The 16,066-nt window shown below is 70.4% G+C and carries 18 protein-coding genes and 1 tRNA gene; 6 read left to right on the top strand and 13 right to left on the bottom strand.

From position 1 onward, the window contains the following. Positions 1-79: 79 nt before the first annotated feature. Complete coding sequence (locus tag D5R93_RS13000; RefSeq protein WP_162933749.1) at positions 80-631, top strand: hypothetical protein; 552 nt, start codon at positions 80-82, stop codon at positions 629-631. Between the two features lie 135 nt (positions 632-766). Here D5R93_RS13000 and D5R93_RS12995 read toward each other — a convergent pair whose 3' ends face one another. After that, on the bottom strand, positions 767-928 hold the full coding sequence (locus D5R93_RS12995) for a hypothetical protein (protein ID WP_162933748.1): 162 nt from the start codon (positions 926-928) through the stop codon (positions 767-769). An 89-nt stretch (positions 929-1,017) separates the two neighbouring features. Between D5R93_RS12995 and D5R93_RS01105 the strand changes: the two genes are divergently transcribed. Next, positions 1,018-1,914, top strand: a complete 897-nt coding sequence (locus D5R93_RS01105) for an alpha/beta fold hydrolase (RefSeq protein ID WP_119836716.1) — start codon at positions 1,018-1,020, stop codon at positions 1,912-1,914. A gap of 96 nt (positions 1,915-2,010) precedes the next feature. Here the strand turns inward: D5R93_RS01105 and nth are convergent, their stop codons facing one another. Then, entirely contained in the window at positions 2,011-2,655 is a 645-nt protein-coding gene (gene nth, locus D5R93_RS01100; protein WP_423243307.1) for an endonuclease III, read from the bottom strand. Between the two features lie 284 nt (positions 2,656-2,939). Between nth and D5R93_RS01095 the strand changes: the two genes are divergently transcribed. Beyond that, on the top strand, positions 2,940-3,617 hold the full coding sequence (locus tag D5R93_RS01095; protein WP_119836717.1) for a Crp/Fnr family transcriptional regulator: 678 nt from the start codon (positions 2,940-2,942) through the stop codon (positions 3,615-3,617). 93 nt (positions 3,618-3,710) lie between these two features. Here the strand turns inward: D5R93_RS01095 and sp36 are convergent, their stop codons facing one another. Both sp36 and D5R93_RS01085 read right to left on the bottom strand, forming a co-directional pair. After that, positions 3,711-3,875 carry a Sp36 family protein gene (gene sp36, locus D5R93_RS01090; protein WP_119836718.1) on the bottom strand — a complete coding sequence of 55 codons (165 nt, stop codon included), beginning with the start codon at positions 3,873-3,875 and terminating at the stop codon, positions 3,711-3,713. A 157-nt stretch (positions 3,876-4,032) separates the two neighbouring features. Further along, positions 4,033-4,368 carry a WhiB family transcriptional regulator gene (locus D5R93_RS01085; RefSeq protein WP_119836719.1) on the bottom strand — a complete coding sequence of 112 codons (336 nt, stop codon included), beginning with the start codon at positions 4,366-4,368 and terminating at the stop codon, positions 4,033-4,035. A 678-nt stretch (positions 4,369-5,046) separates the two neighbouring features. Here D5R93_RS01085 and D5R93_RS01080 point away from each other — a divergent pair. Then, positions 5,047-7,158 carry a transglycosylase domain-containing protein gene (locus tag D5R93_RS01080; protein WP_119836720.1) on the top strand — a complete coding sequence of 704 codons (2,112 nt, stop codon included), beginning with the start codon at positions 5,047-5,049 and terminating at the stop codon, positions 7,156-7,158. A 3-nt stretch (positions 7,159-7,161) separates the two neighbouring features. Then, positions 7,162-8,202, top strand: a complete 1,041-nt coding sequence (locus D5R93_RS01075) for a metallophosphoesterase (protein WP_205570071.1) — start codon at positions 7,162-7,164, stop codon at positions 8,200-8,202. A 113-nt stretch (positions 8,203-8,315) separates the two neighbouring features. Here D5R93_RS01075 and D5R93_RS01070 read toward each other — a convergent pair whose 3' ends face one another. From D5R93_RS01070 to D5R93_RS01040, 7 genes are all read right to left on the bottom strand, one after another. Further along, entirely contained in the window at positions 8,316-9,275 is a 960-nt protein-coding gene (locus D5R93_RS01070) for an SDR family oxidoreductase (RefSeq protein ID WP_243106864.1), read from the bottom strand. 61 nt (positions 9,276-9,336) lie between these two features. After that, positions 9,337-9,885 (bottom strand): NAD(P)H-dependent oxidoreductase, encoded by a 549-nt coding sequence (locus tag D5R93_RS01065; RefSeq protein WP_119836721.1) that lies wholly within the window; start codon positions 9,883-9,885, stop codon positions 9,337-9,339. Next, on the bottom strand, positions 9,882-10,673 hold the full coding sequence (locus D5R93_RS01060) for an ABC transporter permease (protein WP_119836722.1): 792 nt from the start codon (positions 10,671-10,673) through the stop codon (positions 9,882-9,884). The genes D5R93_RS01065 and D5R93_RS01060 overlap by 4 nt, the downstream gene beginning before the upstream one ends. Then, on the bottom strand, positions 10,670-11,812 hold the full coding sequence (locus D5R93_RS01055; RefSeq protein WP_162933747.1) for an ABC transporter substrate-binding protein: 1,143 nt from the start codon (positions 11,810-11,812) through the stop codon (positions 10,670-10,672). The genes D5R93_RS01060 and D5R93_RS01055 overlap by 4 nt, the downstream gene beginning before the upstream one ends. Beyond that, on the bottom strand, positions 11,799-12,638 hold the full coding sequence (locus D5R93_RS01050; RefSeq protein ID WP_119836724.1) for an ATP-binding cassette domain-containing protein: 840 nt from the start codon (positions 12,636-12,638) through the stop codon (positions 11,799-11,801). Before D5R93_RS01050 ends, D5R93_RS01055 begins: the two co-directional genes overlap by 14 nt. Continuing rightward, positions 12,614-13,777 (bottom strand): acyl-CoA dehydrogenase family protein, encoded by a 1,164-nt coding sequence (locus tag D5R93_RS01045; RefSeq protein ID WP_119836725.1) that lies wholly within the window; start codon positions 13,775-13,777, stop codon positions 12,614-12,616. Before D5R93_RS01045 ends, D5R93_RS01050 begins: the two co-directional genes overlap by 25 nt. Position 13,778: 1 nt before the next feature. Then, a complete protein-coding gene (locus D5R93_RS01040) occupies positions 13,779-14,339 on the bottom strand; it encodes a DUF4242 domain-containing protein (RefSeq protein WP_120203264.1) in 561 nt (186 codons plus the stop codon). Positions 14,340-15,185: 846 nt separating this feature from the next. On the opposite strand from D5R93_RS01040, the gene D5R93_RS01035 reads away from it, so the two are divergent. Continuing rightward, positions 15,186-15,262: transfer RNA gene (locus D5R93_RS01035), tRNA-Pro, on the top strand. A gap of 427 nt (positions 15,263-15,689) precedes the next feature. Here D5R93_RS01035 and D5R93_RS13720 read toward each other — a convergent pair. Together D5R93_RS13720 and D5R93_RS13715 are read right to left on the bottom strand one after the other, a co-directional pair. Then, positions 15,690-15,848 carry a YdeI/OmpD-associated family protein gene (locus D5R93_RS13720; protein WP_243107004.1) on the bottom strand — a complete coding sequence of 53 codons (159 nt, stop codon included), beginning with the start codon at positions 15,846-15,848 and terminating at the stop codon, positions 15,690-15,692. Beyond that, a complete protein-coding gene (locus D5R93_RS13715; RefSeq protein WP_243107105.1) occupies positions 15,845-16,009 on the bottom strand; it encodes a YdeI/OmpD-associated family protein in 165 nt (54 codons plus the stop codon). Before D5R93_RS13715 ends, D5R93_RS13720 begins: the two co-directional genes overlap by 4 nt. Between the last annotated feature and the right edge of the window lie 57 nt (positions 16,010-16,066).

Here is a 16,066-nt window from a genome sequence, read left to right as displayed (position 1 = left end):
GTACTCCAGCCGCTGCTCCCCGACGACCTGCTCCAGGAGGGTCGGAGGCGCCAGGCGGCGTACCGCATCCTCAGCCGCCGTGAAACCCGCACCGGCCGCGAACCCCAGAAGGCCCCAGTCCACCGCCGCCAGGCGACGCACCCACCCTGGCGCCACGAGCGCGACCACGAGCAGGGGCACCAGCTTGCCCGGCTCCTCCACAAAGGCGGCCAGAGCGATCCTGGCCCCGTCGTCCTGGACCGTGAGGCCCACGGCCTGCGCCACCTCCCGGGTGGCCAGCGCCACCACCAGCGCCCAGGCGGTGCTCAGCCCCAGCACCAGGGACAGCAGGCGCACGCCCACCGTCCGGGTGCGTGCCAGCAGCCCCATGACCAGCAGGCAGCCCATCATGAAGACCGCAGGCACCATCGCGACGGCCAGACGCGGCACCAGGAGCAGCGCCGCCACCAGCAGCACCAGTGTCACCACCTGGATCACCCGGGTCAGACGCGCCAGCGCGCGCACCAGCCCGGGCCGGCGTCTCATCCACGCCTGGAAGGCGGCCACCGCCCGCTCCCAGACCTCAGGGGGCTCCTTCTGCGCCACACCCTCCGGCACCGCCGCGCGGTGGGTTCCCGGCATGATGCCGTAGCCCGACGGGCCAGCAGTCCCCACAGGAGAAGCACCCCCCGTGGAGGGTTCCGCCCCTGCGGGAACGCCCTGCCCCGGCACTGTCCCGTAGCCGCTACGCCCCTGGACCCCGGCGCCTCCACCGGGGTCCGACTCGTCAGGAGGTGCTCACGGAGCCCCTTCCGCTCGTGGTGCCAACGCGCCCGGTCAGGCCAGCCAGCAGCCGCTCAAACCAGTCCTGCAGCCACCAGGTCGGCAGCCTGTTGTCACGAGACTGCATCATCAGACAATCGGGCCCACAAGCGTCGATGACGATCATGTGACTACCACCTCAGAACCACTCCTCGGAAAGCAGGGACGGGACTCTGGCGGCTCCCGCGAGCCCCGCCGTACCAGTAGGCTTCCGGAGTGCCTGTCATCGTCAACCGCCCCGGCCCCTGGACCCACCGCGACCTCACCGCGGGCGGCACCCGCTTCCACGCCGCCCTGGCCGGGCCGGAGACCACGACCGGCGCAGCAGGGACGCTGGTCCTGCTGGTCCACGGCTTCCCCGAGTGCTGGTGGACCTGGCGCCACGTCCTGCCCGCCCTGGCCCGGGAGGGGCACCGTGTGGCCGCCGTGGACCTGCGCGGCTTCGGCGGCTCCGACCGGCCGCCCTCGGACTACGACCTGGCCACCCTCGGCACCGACCTGGCGGGGGTCGTACGCAGCCTGGGCCACGAGCGGGTCGTCGTCGTCGGCTCGGGGCTAGGAGGCCAGGCCGCATGGACGCTGCCCCGGCTGGCACCGGACCTGACCGCAGCCATCGTGCCGGTGGGCGCCCCCCACCCCCTGGCAACACGCTCCCTGCGCGGCCGTGCCGTCTCCGGCCGCTCGCTGCAGTACCTGGGGCTGCAGGTCCGTGGCCTGGCGGAGCGCCGCCTGAGCACGCCAGCCAGGATGGAGCGGCTCCTGCGCTCCTGGGCCGCCCCCGCGACCCGCGACGCCCTGGGCCAGGCGGCCGACTACTACGCCCAGCTCATGGCCCGCCCTGGCGCCGCGCACACCGCACTGCAGCCCGCACGCCGCCTCCTTGTCTCACGCGCCGAGGCCACCACCCTGGGACAGCCGGTAGACGTGCCGGTCCTGTCCGTCCAGGGCGAGCTCGACCCGGTCCAGCCCGCCCAGGCCTACGCCCGGGACACCCACCGGGTGGCCGGCCGCCTCCAGCAAGTTACGATCCGCGGCGTGGGGCACTTCCCCCAGGAGGAGGCCCCCGAGGACCTGGTCAGGGTGCTGCTGCCCTTTTTGTCCGAGCACGCCTGAGGCGCACCCAGTAGGCAGCCAGGGGCATATCCGAGCTGCGGGTGCGAGGGTGACTGCGGGCACAAGGGTGGTGGCAGGCCGCTGCCCACTGCCGAGTCACACGCCCACCTGCGGGCACAGACCCGCCTCCAGCAGCACGCACTCCGAGCAGCGCGGCAAGCGGGCGGCGCACACGGACCGGCCGTGTGCGATGAGGCGATGGCAGCCGTCGGTCCACCGCGTCGGCTCCCACAGGTCAGCAATATCCTTCTCCACCCGAAGCGGGTTCTTCGACGTCGTCCACCCCAGCCGACGCGACAGGCGGCCGACGTGGGTGTCTACCGTAATCGCAGGGACGCCGAAGGCGTTGCCCAGGACGACGTTGGCTGTCTTGCGCCCGACACCGGGCAGGGACATCAGGGCCTCACGGTCACGAGGCACCTCTCCCCCAAACCGCTCGCACAGGCCGGCCCCGAGCCCCAGCAGGTGCCCCGCCTTGGCCCGCTGGAACCCCAGGGGGCGCAGCAGGTCCTCCAGCTCCTCACGCCGGGAGCCGGCCAGGGCGGCCGCGTCAGGACAGCGCCGAAACAGGGCCGGAGTGACCGTGTTGACGCGGGCGTCAGTCGTCTGGGCGGACAGCACCGTGGCCACCAGCAGCTGGAAGGGCCCGTCGTGGTCCAGGGAGCAACGCGCCTGCGGGTAGACACGACCCAGCTCCTCGTCCACCGCCGCCGCGCGGTCCCGTGAAGTCGTTCGCGACACCGCAGCCTCCGTCAGCACCCGGGCTCCTCCCTGCTCCTCGTTCCTGACAGCGTTCCCGGCTCCTGCCCCAGGACCCCGGACCCTGGTGGCGCCGACACGCAGCCTACGCCCTCAGTCACAATCTCCGGCACAATCGTGGGTGCAGACACGATATCCCGCTTGACGTGCGACACGCACAGACTACAATGCTCGACGGCGTGCCTCAGGTCACAAGCCCGTGGCAGGATAGACCCGAGGGCTCCCGTCTCACGGGAGGCCAGCCCCAGCACCACCAGGAGGACCCCGTGGAAGACAACATCATCGCAAGGATCCCTCTCTTCGAGGGACTGGCTCCGCAAGAGCAGGAGGAACTGCGCGCCATGATGACGCAGACCACCCTGCGCCGTGGCGAGACCCTGTTCAACGAGGGCGACGCAGGCGACCGCCTCTACATCCTGCTCTCAGGCAAGGTAAAGCTCGGTCACGCCAGCGTGGACGGGCGCGAGAACCTTCTCGCCGTGCTCGGCCCGGGTGAGATCGTCGGCGAGCTCACCCTGTTTGACCCAGGACCGCGCTCCACCACCGCCAGCGCCGTGGCGCCCACCGAGCTGCTCACCCTGGACCATAACCAGCTCATGGACTTCGTGGAGTCCCACCCCCAGCTGGCCAAGGACATGCTGCGCTCGCTCGCCCAGCGCCTACGCCGCACCAACACCGCCCTGGCAGACCTCGTCTTCTCCGACGTGCCCGGCCGCGTCGCCAAGGCCCTGCTCGACCTGGCCGACCGGTTCGGCTCCAACACGGAGGACGGCATCCACGTGCCTCACGACCTCACCCAGGAGGAACTGGCCCAGCTCGTGGGTGCCTCGCGCGAAACCGTCAACAAGTCCCTGGCCGAGTTCGTCTCCCGCGGGTGGATCCGCCTGGAGGGGCGCGCCGTCACCCTGCTTGACATCGACCGGCTGCGCCGTCGCGCCCGCTGAGCAGCCAGGGCGCACCTCGGCGCCGCGCAACCGAGGGCGCCTTGGCTCCGGCGTCCCGGCTGCACCAGCCCGGGTCCGCCCGGCACAAGCCGCTCAGGAGGTCGCGCGCTTGAGGTAGGCAACCAGGTTGTCCGAGCCCGCAGGCCCCGGAACCACCTGGACGAGCTCCCACCCGTCAGCGCCCCACTGGTCGAGGATCTGCTTGGTCGCGTGGGTAATGAGCGGCACTGTGGCATATTCCCAGGTCGTGGCAGTCATGGCTCCCAGCCTAGGCGCGAGCAGCCCCCCGCCACAACACTACAACCAGGGAGGCACGGCACGGACGGAACCCCGGGGAGGAGACAATGGCGGAAACAATGGCAGGGAGGGCAGGGTCAGACCGGCCGCAAGCCCTGGAGACCTGCGAGGCAGGGACTTAGGAGGCACAGCGCACCCGCGTCAGGATACGCGGCGCACGCCGGGCGTGGATCTCGGCAACAAGGTCGTCGTCCTCACGCTGCAGCCACAGGCCCCAGTCGTCCACCTCGGGGAAGCGACGCAGGAGCGCCCGGCGCTCCCGCTCCGTCAGCCCTCCCCAGACACCAAAGCTGGACCCGGAGTTCAGAGCCTCGGCCAGGCACTCCATCCGCACGGGGCAGGAGAAGCACACCGACCTGATGTCACGCTGCTCCGCGCCCTTGCCAAAAAGGCGATCGGGGTCGATCGCCGTGCACGCCGCCCGCGTGGCCCAGGTCTGGTCATCTACTGACATAACTCCCCCAGTCACCTGTGCAATCAGTTGCAACTGACCTCGGTGTCAACCACATCACAACTGTTACGGTATGACAACCGAGCGTCACACGCAAAACCGTCTCGCCCCTGCCTCGCTCGACGCCCCGAGCACCCCACCCCGCCCCGCCCAGCCTCCTGTCAGCCTTCTTTTCGACAGGAACCCGACAGCGGAAGGCTTCCGCCCAGAGACCTCTTCATCGACACCGCGACTGCACCTGCACCCAGGTGCGTGCCGGGGACGGCTCGCCCTTGGCGCCACACCTGGATACAGGCGCCGCTGCGCCGATCGCGCACGTCCCGGGCCGCCGTCGCGCCCTCCACGCCACCCCGGCAGACGCAACCCAGGCCATTCCGGGGCACCAAACGCCCAGCACCGGGAGCACCCCCTACCCGCACACCAGCGTCCCCACCCTCGATTCCTCTGACAGCGAGACCACCATAGGCGCCGACGCCTGGCGGGCACGGGCAGGCGGCCCCCGGCCGGCCAGGGGAGGATGGGTGCCGACGCCCGTCGGGGCAGGGAGCAAGGACAGGGTGGCCGCCACTTGCCGTGGTGAGACACCGCTCACCACGGCAATATCGCCCCTCATTGCCCCTCTGGGTGAACAGCACCTGGACCGCCCCGCACAAGCGGCGCTCTTCCACGTAGGCTGGAGGCATGTCGAAGTCCTCCGTGCGCAGCCGATCACTGAGCCCGGCCCAGGCCGTGTCGATGCTCCTGGTGCTTCTGCTCTTCTCCAGCGCAGGCGGCATCCTCACCGCGGGATTTGCGGCCCCCCTGGTCGGGGCGTCCTCGGCGCTGACCAGTGCCGCGGCCCAGCTGTTCGACGAGCTTCCCAGCGACTTCAACGTCCAGGAGCCCAGCGAGGTCTCCGTCATCAAGGCTGCTGACGGCAGCGATATCGCCCAGTTCTACGCGGAGAACCGTATCGTGGTCCCCCTGGAGGACGTCTCCGTCAACCTGCAGAACGCGATCGTGGCCGTGGAGGACCAGCGCTTCTACCAGCACACGGGGGTGGACCCCACCGGAATCGTGCGCGCGCTGGTGTCCAACGCCCAGTCTGACGCCACCCAGGGTGGTTCCACCCTCACCCAGCAGTATGTGCGCAACGTCCTGGTCGAGGCCGGCATCCAGGAGGACGACCCCGCGCTGATCCAGGAGGCGACGGAGGGCACCATCCCCCGCAAGCTGCGCGAGATCAAGTACGCCCTGAGCCTGGAGCAGAAGTACTCCAAGCAGCAGATCCTTGAGGGCTACCTCAACATTGCAGCGTTCAGTCCCTCCACCTACGGGGTGGAGGCCTCGGCCCAGCACTACTTCTCCCACTCGGCCAAGGAGATGACCCTGGCCGAGGCCGCCCTCATGGCAGGTCTGACCAACGCGCCCAGCGTCTATGACCCGGTCACCAAGCCGGACGTGGCCAAGAACCGTATGGAGTGGGTGCTCAACAAGATGCTGGAGGAGGAGTTCATCACCCAGGAGGAGTACGACGAGGCCAACGCCACCAGCGTCGAGGACATGCTTGACGTGACCGACGACGTCGCCGGCTGCGGGGCGGCGGGCAACGCCGCCTACTTCTGCACCTACGTGGTCAACGAGATCCTCGGCTCGGACCTCTACGGCGAGGACCAGGCCGCGCGCCGCCAGCTGCTGCTGCGCGGTGGGCTGACCATCACCACCACGCTGGACCGGGCCAAGCAGGACGCCGCCTACGACTCCATCCAGGGCGTCATCCCCACCGGGGACCCCTCCCAGGCCAAGACGGCGGTCGTCTCCGTCGAGCCGGGAACCGGCCGGATCGTGTCCATGGCGCAGAACACGAACTTCGGTGACCCTAGCGAGAGCGACACGGAGGCGACCCAGGTGGTCTTCGCGGCGGACTCCCAGCACGGAGGCGTGCAGTCGGCAGAGGGGGGAGTCTCCGGGTTCCAGCCAGGATCCTCCTTCAAGGCCTTCATCCTGGCCCAGTGGTACCAGGAGGGCAGGTCCGGCTACACGACCCTCAACACCAAGCCGCGGATGTTCTCCGCCAGCTCGTGGAACATCTCCTGCGCCCCCGAGCTGGCGGACAGCTGGACCCCCAAGAACGTGGACTCCGGGCTGGACGGCTCCCACAACGTCATTGACTCCACCAAGCACTCCATCAACGTCGGTTACGCGGAGATGCTCAACCAGATGGACGTCTGCGCGGTGACGGACCTGGCAGCCTCCCTGGGAGTGACCAAGACTGACGGGTCCCCCATGGAGCCGCGACCCTCCATCGTGCTGGGGTCCCAGGAGACTCCTCCTCTGGCCATGGCCAACGCCTTCGCAACCTTCGCCGCGCACGGCGTCTACTGCAAGCCGATCGCCATCGACTCGATCCTGGACACTGACGGGGCTGAGATGGCAGTGCCCAGCGCCGACTGCAACCAGGTCATGGACGCCACCGCCGCCGACAAGACCGCCCAGACCCTGACTGCCACCTCTCAGTCGGGGGGAACCGCCCAGACAGCCAAGCTCTCCGGGCGGCCTACGGCCGGAAAGACCGGTACCACCGACAACAACGACAACGTCTGGTTCGTGGGCTTCACGCCCCAGCTGTCAACCGCCACCTGGGTGGGCCACTCTGACGGCTACCGGACCCTGAACAACCAGTACATCGGCGGACGCTTCTACGGCACGATCTACGGCTCCACGCTGGCCATCCCGATCTGGAAGGGTTACATGGAGGCCGCCCTGGACGGCGAGCCGGTGCAGGACTTCCCCTCAGTCAACCTGGCCGGCTGATCCGTGGCCCCCGGCTCTCCCCTGCGGACGGCGGTACGCGCTATCGGCGGGACTCTCGCCCTGGGCGGCGGGGTCCTGGCCTACAGCCTGCTGGAGGCGCGACGTCCTGTCCTGCGCCGCCTGGAGGTCCCGGTCCTGGCACCGGGGCAGCCGCCTGTGACGATCCTGCATCTGTCTGACCTGCACCTGACAGCCCATACCGAGGCCCTGGTGTCCTGGGTGCGAGGCCTGGCCCGTCTCTCGCCTGACGTCGTGGTCAATACAGGTGACAACCTGTCCCTGGCCTCCGGCCTGGAGCCGCTCTCACGTGCCCTGGAGCCCTTCCTGAGACTGCCCGGAGCCTTTGTCATGGGCGATCACGACTACCGCAGCACAGTCTTCAAGCTCCCGACCCGCTACCTGCGTCACGACCCGCGCACCGCGGACCGGCCCGGGAGCGACCCGGACGCGCTGCCGTGGGAGAAGGTCCGCGACCTCCAGTCCTGTGGCGGCTGGGTGGACCTGACAAACCGGCGCGGCCTGCTGCACGTGGGCGGGTACGGCATCGAACTCGTGGGCGTGGACGACCCCCACGTGGATCGCGACGTCTTCCCGGCACCCGCACCGTCCGCGCACCCGGTGGGCTCCCCGGGGGACCCGCCCGTGCCCCTCACCGACACCTGGGGACGCAGGCTGCGCCTGGGCCTCCTCCACGCCCCCTACCGCAGGGTGCTGGAGGCGATGGAGGCTGACGGCGTCAGCCTGGCCCTAGCAGGCCACACCCACGGAGGCCAGCTGTGCGTACCCGGCTACGGGGCGCTGGTCACCAACTGCGACCTGGACAGGAGCCGTGCCTCCGGCCTGTCCTGGTGGCAGACAGGGCAGGCGGGGCGGACATCCTCGCCCCGGGTCACCGCAGCAGCGTCGCAGGGGCAGGCAGGCTCACCACGGCCGTCAGGCATGTACCTGCACGTCTGCGCAGGCCTGGGAACCAGCCCGTACACGCCGGTACGCCTGGCCTGCCCGCCGCAGGCCACGCTGCTGACCCTGCGCCCAGCCGACTGACCCAGCCCCGCTCCAGTCAGCAGATCCCGGGCCCTAGGCCAGGCGGCTCCGCTCCTGGTGGCACTGCTCCTCAGACGGGAAGTGCCCAGGCGCAGCAGGCCGGGCTTGCGGTGTCAGTGCCGCCAGCGTGCGAACCCGCCCTCAGAGCTGATGACCTGACCTGTCACCCACCGTGCCTCGTCAGTCAGCAGCCAGGTGATGAGCCGGGCAGCATCATCGGGCTCGCCCCAACGGCCGAAGGGAAACATCGGTGCTGTCTGCGCCATGTCCTCCCGCGTGGCGTAGCCGCTGTCTACCGGACCGGGGTTGACCGTGTTGACCCGGATATGCTGGTCGGCGAGCTGGTCGGCAACGGTGAGGGTGACGCCGGCCAGGGCCGCCTTGGCCGCGGCGTAAGCCACCTCCCCAGGCATGGGTCCCAGGCCCTGCCCGGAGGTAAGGAAGACGATGGCGCCACCACGCCAGGAGCTCCCCTCGGCTGAGGTCGCGCTCCCGCTGCCACCCGAAGCACCTCCGGGCCCAGCCGGATCGGCAGGTCCGCAGGCAGTGCCCGCACCAGTGCCGGGCTGCGCCCGGGCACGGGGCGCAGCCCCCAGGCCCGGCTGGGTGGCAAAAGCCTGGGCCAGCAGGAGGGAGGCGCGGGCGTCCACCGCCCAGTGGGCGTCCAGGACCTCCTCCGTTAGTGCCCCCAGCGCCCCGTCCGGCCCGCTCATCGCCTGGTTGCACACCAGGGCGTCCACCTTTCCCCGGGCCCGCAGCGCCGTGTCGAAGACCCGCTGGGGCTCGCCGGGGACTGCCAGGTCACCCGGCACGTCAACCAGGACCGCCCCTGGCCTCAGGTGGGAGCGCACAGAGTCCATGACGGCACCGATGTCGTCGGCTCCCCAGGGCTGGGCCGCGTCGTGGGGCGCGTAGTGGTGCGCCACGACGCTGGCCCCGTAGGCGGCCGCGCGGCAGGCGATGGCGTGCCCGATACCGCGACGGCGGCTTACCCCCGTGACAAGTACGGTACGTCCCTCCAAGGGCAGGGGGTCGCGGGTAAGGAAGCCACCTGGAAGAGTGTCACCAGCCACATCTGCAGTCAACCACACGCGGGCGGCCGGGACAAGGGCCGGGGCAAGGACGTGCGCCGTCTCAAGAGAACACCGGCTGGCGGGCCACGGCCTGGAAGCGGACCAGCTCCTCGGCGGCGGAGACTACTCGCGCCAGCAGCTCAGCACCCGGCTGCTGCCCCTGCCACTGGTCGGCCGTGACAAACAGGGCAGTGGGCAGCACCACCGCCCGCAGGCTGGCCAGCATGGGCCGCAGGCTCTGGTCCACCACCAGGGTGTGGCGCGTCGTGCCTCCCGTGGCCCCCACCAGCACCGGGACGCCCCGCAGGGCATCGCGCGGGAGCACGTCAAGAAAGGACTTGAGTAGCCCGGAGAAGGAGGCATTGACCGTCGGCGTGAGCAGGACGACGCCGTCGGCGCCTCCTACCGCCTCCACGGCCCGCTGCACCGGGGCGGTAAGGGTACCAGTGACCAGGGCCTGGGCCACCTCCCCGGCGAAGCCACGCAGCTCGACATGGTCGGCAGCCACGGCAGCTCCTCCGCACTCGGACACCGTGCGGGCCACGAGCCTCCCCAGGCGGCTCGTCCCGGAGGCGGGCGAGTGGCCGGCAGAGACCACGACCAGATTCATCTCTTCTCCTGTCTATCGCGTCGGGTGGACAGCGCCCAGCGGGCAACGGTGTCAACGAGGTAGCCCAGGCTCCCGATTACTAGGATGAGGGCAGTGACGTGGTGGTAGGCGAGCTGGTCCTTGGCGTTCATGATCTGGTAGCCCAGACCGCTGCTGACTCCCAGCATCTCGGCGGGAACCAGGACTACCCAGGCGATCCCCAGGGCCTGGCGGACCCCGGCCAGCAGCGCGGGCCGTATGGTGGGCCAGACCACGCGGTGCAGCGTCTCCCCACGCGTCGCCCCCAGGGAGCGGGCCACAGCGAGGTGGCCCGGGTCCACGCGTCGCACGCCGTCGGCGACACCGCTGAGAACCGGCCACACCGCAGCCGCGGCCACGAGCGCCACGACTGGACGGTCGCCGACGCCCAGGGCGATGATGACCACCGGCGCCCAGGACAGCGGGGAGACCATCCGCAGGAACAGCAGCACGGGCGAGGCGGCACGGTCCAGGCTGCGCCAGGAGCCGGTGACCAGTCCCGCGAGGGTACCCACGACCACTGCCAGGGTCAGCCCTCCCACCAGCCTGAAGACGCTGGCCGAGGCCGCGTCCAGGAGCGCGCCGTCCCCGGCCAGCTCCCCCAGTCCGGCCGGGGTGCGCACAGGTGAGAACTGTGCCACCAGGGGCCGACTGACGAGCAGGACGTCGGTGAGCAGCCACCACAGGCTGACGGCTGCCAGCACACCCAGGGCTGGCAGCACCGGGCGCCAGGCTCCCACCCGCCGACCTGACCTGGCGAGCACGCTCATAGTGACACCTCCTCACGGCGCGGTGGCACCGTGCGCCCGGCACGTTCCAGAGCCGCGCGCACGAACCGGTCGTCGACAACAAGGTCGTGGGCCTGCACGGGGTCCAGACGCTCAAGGAAGGAGCGGTCACCGTCCACGGCCGTGTCGCCCAGCAGCCTCACCAGCTGCTCAGTGCAGGACGGGTGCGGAAAGGCGGAGAAGCCCAGACGCTCCCCGTGCCAGTCCGGGTGACTCACCCCACCGGGCTCAGGGCGTTGCAGCGCCCGGGCGACGGCGGTCTGGGACTGGGGCAGCCACCCGCCTCCTGTCAGCAACTCGGCGGCCTCCTGGCGGTGGGCCTCCAGCCAGTCCTGTGCCATGACGAGGCCGTCAAGAAGGGCATGGACCGCGTCCGGAGCGGTGTCGATAAGCTCCTGGCGCACGACGACGCCGCAGCAGGCGTGGTCACGCCACACGTCACCCAGGAGACGGTGGACCCGGCCGGCCCCTTCCAGCTCGGCGACGGCACCGAAGGGGTCAGCCACCGTCATGCCCGCAATCGACCCGCTGGCCAGGGCGGAGACCATCTCCGCCGGAGGCATGACCACCAGCTCGACCTCCTGCGGCCCCGGTGAGACCCCGATGACGGGACGCAGGCCGCAGGCGGCGACCAGGTGCTGGGAGAGGACGGAGTGGATCGACCACCAGTAGGGCACGGCCAGCCTGCGACCCGCCAGCCGGGCAGTCTCGGTGACGGAGGTGGAGGTCACCATCGCCGAGCCGTTGGTGTGTCCCCAGGCCACCACGCGGACCGGGGCCTCCTGGGCCAGCCGCAGCTGCAGGGCCATGGGCAGCAGCATATGGACCACGTCCACCTCACCGACGACGAGCGCCTGGCCCACGGCGTCCCAGGATCGGAAGAGCACCGGCGGGGCCGAGGCAACCCCGGCGGCCTCCCACAGGCCCCGATGGTGAGCCACCAGCAGTGCGGCGGCGTCGGTGACGGGCAGGTACCCCACTCTCAGAGGACGGCCCAGCAGTCCCTGACCGCCGTCTCCGGGCGCGCCTGCCGCCTGCCACGCGCCCCGGCCCGCCAGGGAAGCCACCACGCCGAGCGAGGCCAGGTGCCCGGCGGTTCCCAGCAGGTCACGGCGCCGCACGGTGGTTCTCCGCAGTCCGGCCCGCAGCCGTCCCGGCCTGGTCCTCAGCCTGACCCCCGGCCCGGTCCTTGGTGGCCTGGGCGGTCCTCGGGTCCTCCTGGTCCTGGGTCGCTGGGGCGAGGCAGGCGTAGGCCTCGCGCAGGCTGCGCCGCAGCGGGTGGTGCAGGGCCGCCGCCTGGTCGGCGGCGGGCTCCGGGTTGGCCCAGCGGCGCGTCACCCGCCCGGCGGCGATCATGACGATGTCGTCAGCCAGCACAAGGGCCTCGTCCAGGTCATGGGTGACCAGGACGCTGCTGAGACCCCGCCCGGTCAGCTCTCGGCGCAGCCACAGCTGGAGGTCGGCGCGCGCAGCCGGGTCGAGCGCGCTGAAGGGCTCGTCCAGGATGAGTAGGTCGGGACGGATGGCCAGCGCCCGGGCGAAGGAGGCCCGCTGGGCCTGGCCACCCGAGACCTGGTCCGGGTAGGAGTGCGCCACCGGGGTTATCCCCAGCAGGTCCATCAGCTCTCCCACCAGGTCCTGGTCCACGTGGTTGGCTCGGAACTGCTGCCCCAGGGCGACGTTCTCCCTGATCGTCAGCCAGTCGAACAACAGGGGCTGCTGGCGCACGACCCCCTCACGCAGGCCTGAGGAGGACCACTCGATGCTGCCTGAGTCGGGGGCCAGCTCCCGGGTGAGCAGCCGCAGCAGCGTCGACTTCCCCGCACCACTGGGTCCCAGGACCGCCAGCTGGCGTCCTGCGGCAAGATCGAGGCTGACGTCGTTCAGCGCGTCCACGTCGCCGTAGCGGACCCGGGCGCGTCTCAGGCGAGCGAGGACAGTTCCCACCGCAGGTGTCCTTCCGAGGGAGACTGGACGGGGAGGAAGGCGGCCTCACGGAAGCGGCGTGAGGCGTCGGTCCTCTCCTGGTAGCCGCGCCCGCCCGCCAGGGTGGCCTCCAGCCGGGTGGCCCGACCTGCCAGGGAGGCTGCCTCCAGGCGCAGCCGCAGGACCTCGGCCATGCTGGCACTGCCGGTGTCGGCAGCCGCTGCCTCCCAGCGCTCACAGAACCGCTGCAGCTCGTGGGCCAGTATGGCGACGTCCTCGTGGAAGACCGTGTTGGCGCTCCGGTCCTGGGTGCTGCGGGCCTCCTCCAGGGAGCGCTGCGCCAGGCCCAGGCAGAAGGCGGACTGGAGGATGAGCATTGTCGGCTTGAAGCCCTGAGCCAGACTGGCCAGCTCGGTGCTGACCACCTGGCTGGGACCCACCGCGACGTCGTGCAGGCGGATCGTGCCTGAGGCCGTGGCGTTGAGGGCGAGAAGTCCGGTCACGGGTCGGACTTCCAGCGCCCGGGCCTCCACCCAGACCACAACCGTGCCCTGGGGGGTGCTGGCAGGCAGGACCACGACGGAGTCGTCACACAGGTTGGAGGCCCAGGGAATAAACCCGGTGAGCCGCCACCCCTGGCCGTCCGGCACCGCCCGGACGGCCAGGTCCCCCACCCCCGCCAGCCACTTGAGACCGGAGGCCATCGCCGTGCTGCCCAGACGCCTGCCAGCACGCAGCTCGCCGAGCACCGTCTGCGTGGCCTGGCTGCGCACGCCTCTGGCGAGGTAGTCCAGGACCATGCGGTGCGCCCACAGGCCGAAGGCGGTCGACATGCACTCCCTCGCCAGGGCGGCAATGAGCCAGGCGGGTGCGCGCACGTCGGCAGCCCTGGGGTCCTCGCCAAGGAGCTCCTGGACTCCCAGGTCAAGCAGCCCCGCCTCGCCCAGTCTGCTGAGCAGGGGGCGGGGGCTGGCCTGGCCGGAGTCGACCTGGCTGGCCAGGGCCGCCGCCTCACGGACAAAGGGAGCGGCGGCGTCGCGCAGAGCCTCCTGCCCGGTGTCGGTGCCCGTGGCCCAGAGAGGGGAACCGGGGGTGGGAGCGGAGCAGGCCGTGTCAGCAGGAGCGGACACGGTGGCTGTAGCAGAGGTGGCGGCTGTCATGTCAGGGCTCAACCTTCTCTAGGGCGTGCAGGCGGTCAATCGGGGTGGATACGGCATCACGTGCCCGACGGACGGCGTCCTCGTCCGGAGCGTTGTAGAGGCACAGGCACTTCTCCATGTCCTCACGCACGTAGGTGCGCAGGAAGCTGACCTCCGGCACCTGGGCGTACAGGGGCGACTTCTCCGCCTTGCGGGTGAGGTAGGTGTCCATGTCGATACCTGCCGGGATGTCCCATTCCACCAGGTAGCCTGCCTCCGGCCGGGAGGCCTTGACCTGGTCCAGCTCGGCGCCCACCAGGCGGACCTGGGCGGGCTCGGAGGCGGTGGCGGGCAGGGTGGCAGCGGCAGCAGCCGCGGACGCAGCGTCCTCGGCCTCCAGGATGACGAAGACAGTGGCCAGGTCGGCGGTCACCTGGGCCTCGATCAGCTCCACCGAGTGGGCGGGAGCCTCCTGGGAGAGGCGGCTGAGCAGCCCGGAGACGTCCGGGCGGGTCTGGGCCGAGCCGTCGCTTCCAGCCGGGGCCGACGAGGGCGTGAGCTCGACAAGGAAGAGCGTGGACATAGTGGTTCCTTTCTGGTGGTGAATACAGTGACGCGTGGTGTGGGTAAGGTCCCGGGCTGGGCAGGCAGCAGAGACGTGCAGGGAGGAGGCGGAGCAGGTCGGCGTCGCAGGGACGTAGGCACGTCTGGCGCCCTGGGCGGCTGTGGCGCCCTCGGCTCCTTCGTCCCGCAAGAAGGCCAGCCGGATGCACGACAGTCACTCTGGTAAGCGGTAGGAGCCGCATCCGGCTGAGTCCCGCCCGCAGGCGCAGGCCCGTCCTCCTTGCTCTGCTAGCCAGAGCAGAGTGTGACGGCTAGAAGCAGGAGGCCGCGCGCGAAGGACGCCGTAGATGACATCGCCCTGTCCCACCCTGGGCTCGGGCACGCCTTCGGGCGTACCTGGCAGGGGCGCGCAGCAGCGCTATCCCGCACCCGCTCCGGCGGACAGGCACCTCACATACACGACGCGCACGGACAACACATGACGCAGGAAGCGGCAACCTGCATCTGAGCCGCAGCCGACAGAGGTGTCAGTGGCGAGTTCAGCGAGGGGGTAACCGACATCGTGGTTCCTTTGCGTCAGTGGTCTGCCAGTGGGCTGCACTGGCGTGAGCACACGCTAGCCACAGCCGCCAGAGGAAAACCAGGCCCACCCCAGATAATTCACCGACTGCGAACGCGGTGAGCGGCCGACGGCGTGCGGCAGCAGCCGGGCTGCCGTGCCAGGTCGGCAGCAGTGGGGCTGGGCACCGGATAGAGACGACCACCAGCCCGCCCCGGCCCCACAGCCAGATCACGTGACCGAGCACTCAGGACACCTGATTTCCGTCCGTACCAGGCGCACCGCTATAGTTGTCCCCGCCGCACTCGGGGTGTGGCGCAGCTTGGTAGCGCGCTTCGTTCGGGACGAAGAGGTCGTGGGTTCAAATCCCGCCACCCCGACCACCAGGGCCACCGCCAGCCGGGCGGCGGCCCTTTTTTCGTTGGAACTACGCGGGAAGAAGTCACGGCTCAGGCCCAGGCTCCAGCAGGCAGCCGCTAGGAACACGGCACCAGAGTGCGGCAGGGACGATAGCGTCCTGCCCTTGACGGACACCGTGCCATCGCCAGCGAGGAGCTCGGCAAGTGACACGGCGGTCCCGCCCCGGCGTGACGGACACCAGGGCGCGGGGGAGGCGGGGGAGGACGACGGGTATATGCGTTATGGCGATGTGAGCCGCGCTAGAACGGTGACAGCCTGTCTCACGCGATGCAAGCGCCGCCGAATTCTGTCGCTCCTGGCTGACACAGCTCCAGGCCCCTACGACGTCGTTCGCCTCAGCCCGATCCACGTGAGCCAGGATGGCACAACGCACGCTGGGATGACACCGCCTCACGACCTATGGCTGGGGTGGTTGGCGCGGATGCTGTGTGCCGCCAGCTCGACGGTCCTGGTGATCCGGCGCTGACGTGTCTCCAGCTTCTTTGCGCTGGACATCCACAGCAGGATGAGTCGTGGTGAGGACGAGGGGAAGGCCGAGAAGCGGGTCAGCGCCTGCTGGCCCGCCCCCAGCTGCTCCTGGGGCTGCGCTGGTGGAACTTCAGGTAGCAGCTGTCGCGGTCGCGCCTCACGGCCTTGCTGTCGACCCAGCCGAAGCACAGCGCGTGCTCGATGGCGTCGCGGAAGCGCACGCTGGCCTGGGCAATCACCATGTCGGCAGCCAGGCAGAGCCACTAACCGTCCTGGCCACCCCGCTGCCGGGCACCCGC

This window comes from Actinomyces lilanjuaniae (assembly GCF_003606385.1).
Lineage (GTDB): Bacteria > Actinomycetota > Actinomycetes > Actinomycetales > Actinomycetaceae > Actinomyces > Actinomyces lilanjuaniae.
This window is presented reverse-complemented; position numbering and strand designations above follow the sequence as displayed.

What these genes read in the sequence shown, in the direction of transcription:
- D5R93_RS12995 (WP_162933748.1), bottom strand. Translation starts at nt 928, where the DNA reads ATGATCGTCATCGACGCTTGTGGGCCCGATTGTCTGATGATGCAGTCT.
- D5R93_RS01040 (WP_120203264.1), bottom strand. Translation starts at nt 14,339, where the DNA reads ATGTCCACGCTCTTCCTTGTCGAGCTCACGCCCTCGTCGGCCCCGGCT.
- D5R93_RS01065 (WP_119836721.1), bottom strand. Translation starts at nt 9,885, where the DNA reads ATGAATCTGGTCGTGGTCTCTGCCGGCCACTCGCCCGCCTCCGGGACG.
- D5R93_RS01045 (WP_119836725.1), bottom strand. Translation starts at nt 13,777, where the DNA reads ATGACAGCCGCCACCTCTGCTACAGCCACCGTGTCCGCTCCTGCTGAC.
- D5R93_RS13715 (WP_243107105.1), bottom strand. Translation starts at nt 16,009, where the DNA reads ATGGTGATTGCCCAGGCCAGCGTGCGCTTCCGCGACGCCATCGAGCAC.
- sp36 (WP_119836718.1), bottom strand. Translation starts at nt 3,875, where the DNA reads ATGACTGCCACGACCTGGGAATATGCCACAGTGCCGCTCATTACCCAC.
- D5R93_RS01085 (WP_119836719.1), bottom strand. Translation starts at nt 4,368, where the DNA reads ATGTCAGTAGATGACCAGACCTGGGCCACGCGGGCGGCGTGCACGGCG.
- D5R93_RS01080 (WP_119836720.1), top strand. Translation starts at nt 5,047, where the DNA reads ATGTCGAAGTCCTCCGTGCGCAGCCGATCACTGAGCCCGGCCCAGGCC.
- D5R93_RS01060 (WP_119836722.1), bottom strand. Translation starts at nt 10,673, where the DNA reads ATGAGCGTGCTCGCCAGGTCAGGTCGGCGGGTGGGAGCCTGGCGCCCG.